At 72.7% G+C, this 11,744-nt stretch carries 11 protein-coding genes; 2 read left to right on the forward strand and 9 right to left on the reverse strand.

Annotated features, from left to right (window positions below; all coding sequences use genetic code 11):
• The first annotated feature begins 462 nt into the window (after window positions 1–462).
• Together PV682_RS17790 and PV682_RS17795 are read left to right on the forward strand one after the other, a co-directional pair.
• Window positions 463–2,622: an MMPL family transporter gene (locus PV682_RS17790; RefSeq protein ID WP_319730855.1), complete on the forward strand. Its 2,160-nt coding sequence runs from the start codon at window positions 463–465 to the stop codon at window positions 2,620–2,622.
• Between the two features lie 42 nt (window positions 2,623–2,664).
• Window positions 2,665–2,958 (forward strand): DUF6479 family protein, encoded by a 294-nt coding sequence (locus tag PV682_RS17795; RefSeq protein ID WP_112472952.1) that lies wholly within the window; start codon window positions 2,665–2,667, stop codon window positions 2,956–2,958.
• A 6-nt stretch (window positions 2,959–2,964) separates the two neighbouring features.
• Here PV682_RS17795 and PV682_RS17800 read toward each other — a convergent pair whose 3' ends face one another.
• From PV682_RS17800 to PV682_RS17840, 9 genes are all read right to left on the reverse strand, one after another.
• Window positions 2,965–3,909 carry a glycoside hydrolase family 43 protein gene (locus PV682_RS17800; RefSeq protein WP_319731052.1) on the reverse strand — a complete coding sequence of 315 codons (945 nt, stop codon included), beginning with the start codon at window positions 3,907–3,909 and terminating at the stop codon, window positions 2,965–2,967.
• A gap of 72 nt (window positions 3,910–3,981) precedes the next feature.
• Window positions 3,982–4,893: a TIGR03619 family F420-dependent LLM class oxidoreductase gene (locus PV682_RS17805; RefSeq protein WP_319730857.1), complete on the reverse strand. Its 912-nt coding sequence runs from the start codon at window positions 4,891–4,893 to the stop codon at window positions 3,982–3,984.
• A gap of 146 nt (window positions 4,894–5,039) precedes the next feature.
• Window positions 5,040–5,855, reverse strand: coding sequence for an MBL fold metallo-hydrolase (locus tag PV682_RS17810; protein WP_319730859.1), 816 nt, complete (start codon window positions 5,853–5,855; stop codon window positions 5,040–5,042).
• A 189-nt stretch (window positions 5,856–6,044) separates the two neighbouring features.
• Entirely contained in the window at window positions 6,045–6,752 is a 708-nt protein-coding gene (locus PV682_RS17815) for a FadR/GntR family transcriptional regulator (RefSeq protein WP_319730860.1), read from the reverse strand.
• 14 nt (window positions 6,753–6,766) lie between these two features.
• On the reverse strand, window positions 6,767–7,690 hold the full coding sequence (locus PV682_RS17820) for a sugar kinase (protein ID WP_319730862.1): 924 nt from the start codon (window positions 7,688–7,690) through the stop codon (window positions 6,767–6,769).
• Window positions 7,687–8,343: a bifunctional 4-hydroxy-2-oxoglutarate aldolase/2-dehydro-3-deoxy-phosphogluconate aldolase gene (locus PV682_RS17825; RefSeq protein ID WP_319730865.1), complete on the reverse strand. Its 657-nt coding sequence runs from the start codon at window positions 8,341–8,343 to the stop codon at window positions 7,687–7,689. The genes PV682_RS17820 and PV682_RS17825 overlap by 4 nt, the downstream gene beginning before the upstream one ends.
• Window positions 8,344–8,415: 72 nt before the next feature.
• Window positions 8,416–9,609 (reverse strand): serine hydrolase domain-containing protein, encoded by a 1,194-nt coding sequence (locus tag PV682_RS17830; RefSeq protein ID WP_319730867.1) that lies wholly within the window; start codon window positions 9,607–9,609, stop codon window positions 8,416–8,418.
• A gap of 127 nt (window positions 9,610–9,736) precedes the next feature.
• On the reverse strand, window positions 9,737–10,852 hold the full coding sequence (locus PV682_RS17835; protein WP_319730869.1) for a GH12 family glycosyl hydrolase domain-containing protein: 1,116 nt from the start codon (window positions 10,850–10,852) through the stop codon (window positions 9,737–9,739).
• Window positions 10,853–11,023: 171 nt separating this feature from the next.
• Window positions 11,024–11,716 carry a FadR/GntR family transcriptional regulator gene (locus tag PV682_RS17840; RefSeq protein ID WP_319730871.1) on the reverse strand — a complete coding sequence of 231 codons (693 nt, stop codon included), beginning with the start codon at window positions 11,714–11,716 and terminating at the stop codon, window positions 11,024–11,026.
• Between the last annotated feature and the right edge of the window lie 28 nt (window positions 11,717–11,744).

Here is an 11,744-nt window from a genome sequence, read left to right on the forward strand (position 1 = left end):
CGCCGTCGGGATCGGCCCCACCGGGCGGTCGAGCCCGTCGTCCTCCACCCCGGCCGCGAGCACGGCACGCGCGGGATGGGCCTGCCGGACCGTCGCGCCGGCCAGGGCGGCGACCCCGGCGAGAGCGGTTGCCACCAGCGGCGCGGGGCTGTGGCGGCGTAGGCGGAAGGAGCGCAGGACACCTCCTGAAGGGGTTCCGGGGACGAGGGGTGGGAGCGCTCCCGCCCTGGGAACAGGCCGGGGCGGCGGCAATGCGTCGCGCCAGGCATTTCCGGCCGACTTCCGGAAGTGGTACCGAAAGTTTCGGTGCCGTCGTGATATCAGGGGCGCCGAACGGCCCGCGTCCCTACGATGAAGAGCTGAGACATCCGTTCGGCCGGTTCGACGGGGAGCCGGCCGGGTCGCCGATGCCAGGGACCGCTCCCCAGGTGTGGTGATCTTCCTGATCAGGAGGGGTCCCGCATGTTCCGACGTATGGGCGACACCGTCGTCCGGCATCCGGTCTGGACGATCGTGGCCTGGCTGATCGCGGCGGTGGCGATCGCCGCGACGGCCCCGAGTCTGCCGTCCAGCAGTGACGAGTCCAGCTTTTTGCCCAAGAGTTACGAGTCCATCAAGGCCGCGGACCTCCAGGAGAAGGCGTTCCCCAGCGCCTTCACCCCGTCCGCGATCGCCCTGTTCCAGCGCGACGACGGCGGGAAGCTGACCGCCGCCGACAAGCGGGACGTCACCCGGATCACCCGGGAACTGGGCGCGAAGAAGATCGACCAGGTGCAGAAGGTCGTCGAGGGCCGGCCCTCCGAGGACGGCCGCTACACGATGACCCTGGTCCAGATGGACAGCAAGAACGCCGGCCAGCCGAAACAGGCGGACGCGGCGAAGATCCTGCGCGACGACGTCAAGGCGCTCGCCCGGGGCACGGACCTCCAGGTCAAGCTGGGCGGCTCGGCCGCGCAGGCCCTCGACCAGCAGGACTCCTCCAAGCGTGGCGAGGCGCTCATCGGGATCGGCACGTTCGTGATCATCCTGGTCACGCTGCTGATCATCTTCCGGGCGCCGATCCTGGCGGTCCTCCCGCTGATCCTGATCGGCATCGTCGCCGCGATCGCCAACGCGCTCATCGCGTACGCCACGAAACTCTTCGACCTCCAGGCCAACAGCTCGATCTCGTCGATCCTCATCGTCGTGCTGTTCGGCGTGGGCACCGACTACTTCCTGTTCCTGATGTTCCGCTACCGGGAACGCCTGCGCGCCGGTGACGAACCCAAGCAGGCCATGGTCAACGCGGTCGCCCGGGTCGGTGAGGCCATCGCGTCGGCGGCCGGCGCCGTCATCATCGCGTTCCTCGCGCTGGCCCTGTCCACGCTGGGCTTCCTCAAGCAGATGGGCCCCGCGCTGGCCATCGCGGTCACCGTCACCCTCATCGCGGGCCTCACCCTGATCCCGGCGGTCGTCTCCCTCATCGGGCCGCGGATCTTCTGGCCCTCCAAGTCCTGGCGTCACGAACCCTCCGACGCCCGCTTCGCCGCCCTCGGCCGGGGCGTGCAGCGCCGGCCCGCGCTGACCGCGGCCGTCTCCGGGATCGTCCTGCTCGTGCTGTCGCTGGGCACCCTCGGCTACAAGGCGACCTTCGACCTCGCCTCGGGTTCCATGCCGAAGACCAAGGAGTCGATGGTCGTCCAGGACGAGATGGGCAAGGCGTACTCGGCGGGCGCCGCCGCGCCGACCGACGTCTACCTCTCCAGCACCGACGGCCGCCCGCTCGACCGGTCCGCGTTCGCGTCGTACGCCGAGAAGCTCGGCGCGGTCGACGGGGTTGCCAGCGCCAAGATGACGCAGACGAACAAGGAGGGCACGACCGCCGACTTCACCGTCACCCTCAAGTACGAGGCGTCGACGGACAAGGCGCTGGAGGCGGTCGGCAAGGTGCGCTCGGTCGCCCACGACGAGGCGCCCGAGGGCACGAAGGCCCTGGTGGGCGGCATGTCGTCCATCTACAAGGACATCCAGGCGGCCGTCAACCACGACTACCGCACGGTGTTCCCTGTCGCCGCCATCCTGATCATGGTCATCCTGGGGTTCCTGCTGCGCAGCGTCGTCGCGCCCTGGTACCTGATCGCCTCGGTGGGACTCGGGTTCGGCGCGACCCTCGGCGCCACGGTCTGGATCTTCCAGGACATGCAGGGGCACTCGGGGCTGATGTTCATGCTCCCGGTGATCATGTATCTGTTCGTCGTCGCCATCGGCACCGACTACAACATCCTCATGATCGCCCGGCTCCGCGAGGAGGCCCGCGAGGGCCGCAGCCCCCGCGAGGCCGCCGGGATGGCCCTGCGCCACGCCGGACCGACCGTCGCCGCTGCCGGGTTCATCCTCGCCGCGACCTTCGCGACGATGATGCTCGCGGGCAACTCCCTCCTCACGGAGATGGGTTTCGCGGTCTCCTTCGGCATCGCGATCGCCGCGTTCGTCATGGCGATGTTCTTCACGCCCAGCCTCACCGCCCTCATCGGCCACGCGGCCTGGTGGCCGGGCCACGCCGACCGCGCGGTCACCCCGCCGCCGGACCCCGGCCGCACGGGCGGCACCCCCGTCCGCGACACGGCGGGGCGGCGCGAGTAGAACGGGATGCTTCGGCCCCGGGTCGCTGGGTACCCGGGGCCGATGAACACGACAAGCCTGGGCACGGCGGCCGTCGTCCTGTGCGGCCTGCTCCTGACCGCCGCCCTGGTGTGGGCCGTACGGCTCGGCACCCGGGTGCGCAGACGCGAACAGTCACCGGGCCGGCTCCCGCCCCAGGAACCGGTCCGGCGGCCGGTCGACGAGTCCGAGCACCGTCAGACGCGGGAGCCGAACGAGATGCCCCGCATCCCCGACGACGAACCCCGCCCCACCCCGCACGACCTCGGCAACACCCCCGACCGGCCCGGCCGGCACCGGGGCCGCTCCCGCTGGTGAGACGCCTCAGCCGTCGAGGTCCGTGCGCTGGCGGACGACGCTCAGCTCGTGGCCGTCGAGCCGCATCTCGTACAGCTTGCCGCGCGCGTTCTCGAACGGCCGGTGCAGGATCATCATCAGCTCGCCCTCGAAGGTACGGAAGAGCATCCCGTGACCGCTGTCCTCGCGGACCAAGGGGCGCTGCTGCGTCCACGGCCCCGTGAGGTCGCCGGACTCCGAGACGGCGTACGTCTGGACATAGTCCCCGGTGAGGGAGCCGTCCTCGCCGGGGACGTTCTTCTCGTACGTCGACCACAGCATGAGCAGGGCGCCGTCGGGGGCGCGGACCAGCTGGGGGCCGTCGGTGATGTACGGCGGCAGGCGGTACGGCAGGCCCGCGGGGATCTGCTCGTTCAGCCAGAACGCGTCCGAGCCCCGGAAGAGGTGGACCGGGTCGCCGACCGTGCCGGAGAGGTCCGGGGTGAGGCGGATCGCCTCCATCGTGCCGTCGACGGTCTGGAGCCACTCGTGCGCGTACACCAGCCACGGCTGCCCCGCCGGGTCGACGTACAGCGTCCCGTCGAGCGCCATCAGGTGCTCGGGGGTCGTGGGCCGCGACGGGTCCAGGGCGGTGAACGGGCCCAGCAGGGAGTCGGACACGGCGACGACCGTGCCGCGCATGTACGTCCCCTCCGCGAGCCGCCGCTCCTCGTTGTGCAGCGTCGTGAACAGGTAGTACCGGCCCGCCCGTTCGTGCACCTCGGGCGCCCACGCGCCGTCGGTCGCCCAGCCGCCCTCCTGCCCGGCGGCGCGGTAGACGACGACCGGCGGCGCCCAGTCCCGCAGGTCCGTGCTGCGGTAGACCATCGTCCCGGCGCCCTCCACGCCCGACACGGACGGCTCGTTGGACGTGTACAGGTGGTAGGTGCGGGACGTGGCGTCGGCGACGACGTACGGATCGTGCAGCGGCATGCCGGGCAGCCGCAGGGGTTCGGTGGTCACGGGCGGAGGATACGTTCGCCGCCGCCGCGCGGACCACGCGGGTCAGCGGGACAGTTCGAGGACCTGTCCGGCCAGGTCGAGGGCGTGGTCCACGCTCTGGTCGACCAGGTAGCCGAGGTCCACGAAGACGTGCTCGACGTCCGTCTCGTCGGCGGTGCGGCGGACGACGTCCGCGATGTCCCGCGGTGTCGTCCCGGCCGCCGCGTTGATCCGCAGGATCGCGTCCACCTCCGCCGGGTCGCGGCCCTGCTTCTCGGCCAGCGCGCGGACCTGCCGCAGTTGCGCGGTGACGGTCGCCTGCGGGTCGTAGCCGCCGCCGGGCACCACCATCGCGACCGGCAGGACACCGTCCGCCCGGCGGGCGGCGCGGCGCTGCGAGGCGGGGGAGAACGCGGAGAGGTAGACCGGCGGGCGGGGGCTCTGCACCGGCTTCGGGCCGATGTGGGCGGCCGGGATGGAGTGGTGCGGGCCGTCGTGCCGGGCGACGGGGGCGGTCGTCCACACCGACTCCAGGACGTCGAGGCACTCGTCCAGGCGCGCGCCCCGCTCCTTCCAGGGGACGCCGACGCCCTCGTACTCGTCCGGGGACCAGCCCGTGCCGATCCCGGCGATCAGGCGGCCCCGGCTCACCACGTCGATGCCGCTCAGCGAACGGGCCAGCAGGAGGGGCGGGTACCAGGGGGCGATCAGGGTGGAGGTGCCGAGCAGCGCGCTCCCGGTGACCGCGGCGGCCACGGACAGGGCGACGAACGGGTCCAGCGCGGAGTTCATCTCCGGCGGGATCGTGTCGCCGGTGCCGCCGTAGCCGACGACCGGGTCGACCGCCGCGAGCACCCGGTCACCGACCCACAGACTCCCGGCGCCGAGCGCCTCGGCCTCCCGGGCGAACCGGGCCACCTGGTCGAACTGCCGGTCCATCGTGGCGAACTGGGGGAGTGAGAATCCTGTGCGCACGTGCTCCTCCTGCGATCGGCACCGAAAGGTGACGTGTCATCCTGTTGAGCGCTGTCCAGCGTAACTCCGGTGCGCACGCGAGCAGTTGGCCGCCCGCACGGGGGCCGCGAAACGGCCTGTTCCCGTCGCTGGGCGTCCGGATCCGATCAGGCGTCCACGGGATGCCAGAGATACGTGCCGCCGTCGGCGGTGACGCGGCTGAAGACCACGTCGGAGAAGTGGACGCCGAACCCGGTCGTGCCGGGCCCGGCGAGTTCGGCGAGGAGCCGGCGGCGCAGAGCGACGGCCTGCTTCCGGTCGTGATCGGCCGTCACCTCCCACTCCGGACGGCTGATCTGGACCGGGAAGTGGAAGGCGTCACCGAAGGCGATCACCCGCTGCCCGCCCGCGTCGACGACATACGCGGTGTGGCCCGCCGTGTGGCCGGGGGCGGACAGCACCCGGACGCCGGGGAAGACCTCCTCGCCGTCGACGACGGTACGGACGCGCGGCTCCAGGGCTTCCAGCGGCTCCTGACGGTGGGTCCACTCGGGTGCGGCGACCAGCACGCGCGCCCGCGCGAAGGCGAGGTGAGCGGCCCAGCCGATGTGGTCGACGTGCAGATGCGTGACGGCGACCGCCTCGATCTCCTGCGGCCCGCGGCCGAGCACGGCGAGACTCTCCAGCAGAGCGCCGCCGGTGAGGACGCCGTGCCCGGTGTCCAGCGTCAGGGGTCCGGCTCCGGCGTCGATGAGGAGAGCCCGCCCGCCCCGCTCGACGAGCAGCCCGCCGACCCCGCCCACGAGGTGCCCGTCGTCGAGATGCCCGGCATAGGGCGCCCAGTCCTCGTCCGTCGTGTCCAGCCAGTACGTGGCTTCGAGCCGGGCCCGGCCGTCCGGCACGTAACTGAGCCTCGTGTCGCCGAGAGTGAGGGAGCGGATGCCCGAGGGGCGCCGGAGCCGGTCGGTCGGGGGGTTCGTCATGGGGGTGACCTCCACAAGGTGACGACTCGAAAGGTACGACGTCAGTCCGGCACCGGCATCAGAGGGCGAGCAGCCCGGCGACCGTCCCACGGAAGCCGCAGGCGTCGTAGAACGCGCGGAGGGGTTCCTCGAAGCCGCCCCGCCAGGCGTACGTGACCGTCATGCCGGGATCGTATGCGGGGCGGTCCCTCACGAAGCGGGCGTGACCGCGGCGGCCCTGGCGTCCTCGGCGGCCTTCGTGAGGAGGGCCAGCATCGCGGACTCGGCGCGGGTGGGGGACTGTTCGCGGATCGCGTCGAGGACCGCGCGGTGGCTGGGGACGGGGTCGTCGGCGTCGGCGTGGGCGTGGACTATGAGGTCCCGTTCCCGCAGGCCGGGTTCGAGGAGGAGGTCCATCCGGGCGAGCAGCTCGTTGCCGGTGGCGGTCAGGAGCGCGCGGTGGAACGCCACGTCCGCCTCGGCCGCGGCGGACGCCTCGCCCCGCGCACGCCCCATCGCGTCGAGCGCCGCGTCGAGGGCGGCCAGGTCGGCGTCCGTACGGTGCAGGGCCGCCCGGCGTGCGGCGGCGGGCTCGACGATCGCGCGGACGTCGGTGAGGTCGCGCAGCAGCCGGTCGCCGTCGCCGGTTTCCATGCGCCAGCGGATCACGTCGGCGTCGAGGAGGTTCCAGTGCGCCCGCTCCCGGACGAACGTGCCCCGCTTCTGCCGGGCGTCGGTCAGCCCCTTCCCTGCGAGCACCCTCAACGCCTCCCGCATCACGGTCTGGCTCACGTCCAGTTCGGCGCCGAGCGCGCCGACGTCGAGCGTCTCGCCCACCCCGATCCCGCCGCCCACGATGCGCGCCCCCAGCGCGTGGACGACCTGACCGTGCACACCCCGGCCCGAGTAGGCCGCCATCTCCCCACGTCCCTTCAGCGGATCGCGCTGCCGGACGGCGCGTCCAGCAGGGCGAGTTCGTCCCGGTGCGGCAGCCCTTCCCAGTCCCCGCGCGAGGCCACCGCGAACGCCCCGACGACGGCCGCCCGACGCAGCCGCGCACCCGGAGCCAGCCCGTCCAGCAGCCCGGAGAGATACCCCGCGCAGAACGCGTCCCCGGCCCCGACGGTGTCCGCCACCGGTACGGCGAGCGCGGGCTGGTGCAGGCGGCCACCGGCGGCCGGGTACAGGTCGGCCCCGTCGCCGCCCCGCTTGACGACCACCTCCCGCACCCCGCCGGCCAGCAGCTCGCCGATGCCGTCCGCGACCAGGGGCAGTTCGTCGTCCGAGGCGACCAGGACGTCCACCTGCCCGCGCAGCCGGCGCAGGCACTGGGCCGCCGCGTCCCGGCTCCACAGCCGCGCACGGTGGTTGACGTCCAGGACGACCGTCCAGCCGTACGCGCGGGCGTGCTCGACGGCCGCCGTCACCGCGTCGCCCGCCCCGATCGCGCAGGTGATGCCGGTGACGTGCAGCAGCCGCGCCCCGTCCGCCAGGGCGGGGGCGAGGTGCGCCGGCCGCTGCCGGGAGGCGGCGGACCCGGTGCGCCAGTAGTGCACGCGGCTCACGTCGCCCACGAGACGCTCACGCAGCATGGCCCCCGTCGGCGCCTCGGGGTCGGTCGTGGCGTGCCGGACGTCGACGCCCTCACCGCGCAGCGCCCGCAGGATCACCCGGGCCGGTTCGTCCGCGCCCAGCCGGCCCGCCCAGGAGACGCGGTGACCGAGCCGGGCGAGCCCCACGGCGACGTTCGACTCGGCCCCGGCGACCGACGTCCGGGCGGCGGCGCCCACGGTCAGCGCGCCCTCGGCCTGGAGCGACACCATCGTCTCGCCGAAGGTCAGGACGTCGGCGCTCATGACGTCACCTCGCGGAACCGCCGTACACGCGCCCGGAGTCGGTCCAGGTCGCCGCCGTGCGCCGCGTCCCCGACGAGAGGCGAGCCGACCCCGACCGCGAGGGCCCCGGCCGCGAACCACTCCGGTACGGAATCGGCGTCGACGCCGCCGACCGGGACGACCGGCATGTCGGGGAACGGGTCCTTGAGGGCCCGCAGCTGGGCCGGGCCGCCCAGCGAGGCGGGGAACAGCTTCACCGCGCTGGCCCCGGCCGCCATCGCGGCGTACGCCTCCGTCGGCGTCGACGCGCCCGCGAGGACGGGGAGTTCCTCCGCCACGGCGGCGTGCACGCCCTCGCTCAGGACCGGCGTGACGATCCAGGAGGCGCCCGCGTCCCGGGCGCGCAGCAGCTGCTCCCGGGTGACGACGGTGCCCGCGCCGATCAGGGCGTCGCCGCCCGCCGTCCGGACGGCCCGCGCGATCACCTCGTACGCGTCCGCGGTGTTGAGGGAGACCTCGACGAGGCCGATGCCCTCCTCGACGAGGGTGAGGACGGTACGCAGCGCGGCGTCCGCCGAACGGCCGCGCACGATCGCGGCGAGGCGGTCGCGGGCCAGGCGGGCGGTGAAGTCGGTGGGAGGCACGCGCGGTATTAAATAATAATTAACGGTCATGGCCAAGGGGCGCCCGGGAACGGCGAAGGCCCCGCCCCGGCCCGAAGACCGGAAGCGGGGCCCCGCCGGGACTCAGCGCTGCTCTGCGATGTCCACATCAGCCGCCTTGAACTTCGCCGGCGTCTTCTTCCCGCAGAACGCCGCCTCCAGCGTCCCGCCCAGCGCCGTGTTCGCGGACCCCTTGTTCGACGTGTTCGCCATCGCCGACAGCGCCCGCTTCCCGTCCTTCGTCGCGAACGTGTACGTGTAGAACCCCTGCACGGTCCCGGTGTGCCCGAACACCTGGACCCCGCAGGTCAGGTCGTACCGCCGCAGCCCCAGCCCGTAGAAGCGCGTGTTGGTCGTGTCGGTCGGCGTGACCGTCCGCATCGCCTCCAGCATCGCGGGCGACAGCAGCCGGCCCCGCATCAGCGCCGTCGTGAACGTGTTCAGGTCGGCCGGGCTGGAGATGACCGCCCCGGCCGACTGCGCCCACGACACCGTCTGCTCCGTCGAGTCGACCAGCGGCGCGCCCGCCTCGTCCGGGTGCAGGTACCCGCGCACGTGGAAGCCGGGGATCTTCGTCGCGGGGTGGATGTACAGCGTGTCGCGCAGCCCCAGCGGCTTGAAGATCCGCCGCTCGTACTGCTCGGCGACCGGCGTCCCCGTCAGCTTCTCGATGAGCATCCCGACGACCACGAAGTTGGTGTTGGAGTACCGGTAGGCCACCCCCGGCTCCGTGGTGCGGGGCAGGGCCAGCGACAGGTTCAGCAGCTCCTGGTAGCTGAACACCCGGTTGCGGACCGACTCGAAGCCCGGGACGGTGTGCTCGAACATGTCGTCCGTGTAGTCCGCGAGACCGCTGCGGTGCGTCAGCAGGTGGCGCACGGTGATCCGGTCGTCCGGCAGCAGGCCGGGAAGGTACTGGTCGACCGGCGCGTCCAGCGTCAGCCTGCCCTCCTCGACGAGCTGGAGCAGGACCACGCTGGAGAACGTCTTGCTGACACTGCCGATGCGGAAGCGCGCGTGGATGTCCATGGGCGCGCCGGTCTCCCGGTCACGGACGCCGACGGTGCGCACCTGCGCGCCGTACGGGCCGACGTAGCGGGCCATCGCGCCGGGCGCGCCCTGGGCCATGGCCGCCTTGAGGGCGGTCTCCACGCCCTCCATGTCGGCGGTGGGAACGGTCGGGGCCGGCGCGGCGTACGCGCTGGTGGCGGGCAGGACCCCGGTGGTGAGAGCGGCGATCAGGGTGGCGCCGGTGATGAGCCGTCGTGCGTGCGACAACGTGGTTCCTTGTCTCGTCGGTGATGATCGGCGGTGGGGAGACACCCCACAAGAGGCACAAGATCCACCGTTCGGTTCCGGCGACGCACAGATTTCTCACAACATCACCCCGACGCCACCCGTCAGGTCACGCGGACGCGCAGGCGGTCCCGTTCAGGCTGAACCCCGACGGCGCGGCGAACGCCCCGCTGTAGGTGCCCTGGAACCCGAACGACTGCGTGCCGCCCGGCGCGATGCTCGCGTTGTGCGCGACCGGCGCCGCCGTCACCTGCCCCGAGGACGGCGACACGGACGCGTTCCACGCGCTGGTGATCTGCTGCCCCGACGGCAGCGCGAACGCCAGCCGCCAGTCGCTGACCGGCGCCGAACCCGTGTTGCCCACCGTCACGTTGGCCGTGAACCCGCCCGCCCACACGTTGGTCGCGTACGTCACCGAACAGGCCGTCCCGCCACCGGGACTGCCCGGCCCGGTGCCCGTGTTCACGCTGGAGGAGAAGGAGTTGACGGCGAGACCCGTCCCGTTCTGCCACGGCTCGAACCCGGCCTGGACACTCGTCAGGTACCAGTTGTTCTGGGCCAGCCCGCGCGCGACGGTCTGCCGTACGAAGTCCATGACGTCGAAGCTCCAGCTGCCGATGGCCGACGGCGCGACGAACGACAGCACGTCGTTCGTGCCGTTGCCGCCCTGCCACATCTGCCAGCTCCGGCCGCCCACCGTCACGTTGCCGACCGGCGACCCGATCGGCTGGACCGGCCCGACCCGGTTGAACCAGATCATGATCTCCGTCCGGTTCACCCCGTCCTTGCGCGGCGTCGGGTCGAGCCAGATGTCGTACGACGCGTTGTAGACGGCGTCGGAGACGAACCCGTACGAGATGCTGCTCGGCGCGCTGGAGATCCCGGACAGCTGCGCGGGCAGGTTGGTCCCGGGCGAACAGTTCGTGTAGTGGCAGCCGTTGAAGACGGACGGGTACGACTTCGGCGCCCCGTTCGTCGGCACCGAGCCGTCGGCCCGGGTCACCCGGAACCCGGAGTCGGTGGAGGTGACGCACTGCGTCTGGGACGTGCCCCACCGGTTGTTCTGGACGACGTAGCGCCCCTGGATCGTGGTGCTCGCGAACTGGTCGCACAGCACGGTGTCGGCCTGCGCCGGAGGGGTCACGGTGAAGAGCGCGGCGACGGTGGCCAGCGCGGTCACCAGCGCGCCGAGCAGGGAGCGGGGGAAGTGCGGGGACGGTCGCATGCGGGGCCTCTTTCGGAGGTACGGCCGGAATCGAGGACGCCGGTCCTGGGAACCCCCGCCTCCGCACCTGGTGGGAGCGCTCCCATGGCGTATGGATCGGGACTATAGGGGCCCCCGCCGCCCCTGTCACCCCGTCGAACGGAAGTCGAACGGAATTCGCCCCGCGGGGCCTCAGGCGTGCGCGCGCAGATGCTCCCTCAGCCACTGCTCGGTGTTGCTCACGTGCAGCAGCGCGGCGGCCTGGCTGAGCCCGGCGTCGCGGGTGGCCAGCGCGGCGTAGATCGCCTCGTGCTCGGCGAGGGTGCGGCCCGAGGCCCGGTCGTCGACCAGGCCGCGCCAGATGCGCGCCCGCAGGGTGCGGCCGGAGATGCCCTCCAGGAGGGTGAGGAGCGTGTCGTTGCCGGTGGCGGTGACGACCGCGCGGTGGAAGGCCGCGTCGTGCGCGTTGAGGCGCTCGACGTCGTCGCGGGCCTCCCGCATCGCCTCCAGGTGCCGCTTCACCTCGGCGAGCTGCGGGTCCGAGATGCGGGTCGCCGCGAGCGCGGTCGCCGCCGGCTCCAGGAGGCGGCGCACCTCCATGAAGTCCTTCAGCGCCGCCGAGTCGCCCTGGAGCAGCTCGACCGCGCCGCCGAGACCCTCCAGGAGGAGGCTCGGCTGGAGGCTGGTGACGTACGTGCCGTCGCCCCGGCGGACCTCCAGGACCCGGGCCACGGCCAGCGCCTTGACGGCCTCGCGGGCGAGGTTGCGGGAGAGGCCGAGCTGGGCGGCGAGGTCGGGTTCCGGCGGGAGCTTCGAACCGGGGGGCAGCGCGCCCGTCCGGATCAGCTCGCGGATCTGCGCGATGGCCCTGTCCGTCAGCGACATGCCGCTTCCCTCCCGTTGATCCGCTCGC

Source organism: Streptomyces niveiscabiei, from assembly GCF_033794345.1.
Lineage (GTDB): Bacteria > Actinomycetota > Actinomycetes > Streptomycetales > Streptomycetaceae > Streptomyces > Streptomyces niveiscabiei.

What these genes read in the sequence shown, in the direction of transcription:
- PV682_RS17840 (WP_319730871.1), bottom strand. Translation starts at nt 11,716, where the DNA reads ATGTCGCTGACGGACAGGGCCATCGCGCAGATCCGCGAGCTGATCCGG.
- PV682_RS17815 (WP_319730860.1), bottom strand. Translation starts at nt 6,752, where the DNA reads ATGGCGGCCTACTCGGGCCGGGGTGTGCACGGTCAGGTCGTCCACGCG.
- PV682_RS17825 (WP_319730865.1), bottom strand. Translation starts at nt 8,343, where the DNA reads ATGACCGTTAATTATTATTTAATACCGCGCGTGCCTCCCACCGACTTC.
- PV682_RS17795 (WP_112472952.1), top strand. Translation starts at nt 2,665, where the DNA reads ATGAACACGACAAGCCTGGGCACGGCGGCCGTCGTCCTGTGCGGCCTG.
- PV682_RS17790 (WP_319730855.1), top strand. Translation starts at nt 463, where the DNA reads ATGTTCCGACGTATGGGCGACACCGTCGTCCGGCATCCGGTCTGGACG.
- PV682_RS17835 (WP_319730869.1), bottom strand. Translation starts at nt 10,852, where the DNA reads ATGCGACCGTCCCCGCACTTCCCCCGCTCCCTGCTCGGCGCGCTGGTG.
- PV682_RS17810 (WP_319730859.1), bottom strand. Translation starts at nt 5,855, where the DNA reads ATGACGAACCCCCCGACCGACCGGCTCCGGCGCCCCTCGGGCATCCGC.
- PV682_RS17820 (WP_319730862.1), bottom strand. Translation starts at nt 7,690, where the DNA reads ATGAGCGCCGACGTCCTGACCTTCGGCGAGACGATGGTGTCGCTCCAG.
- PV682_RS17800 (WP_319731052.1), bottom strand. Translation starts at nt 3,909, where the DNA reads ATGCCGCTGCACGATCCGTACGTCGTCGCCGACGCCACGTCCCGCACC.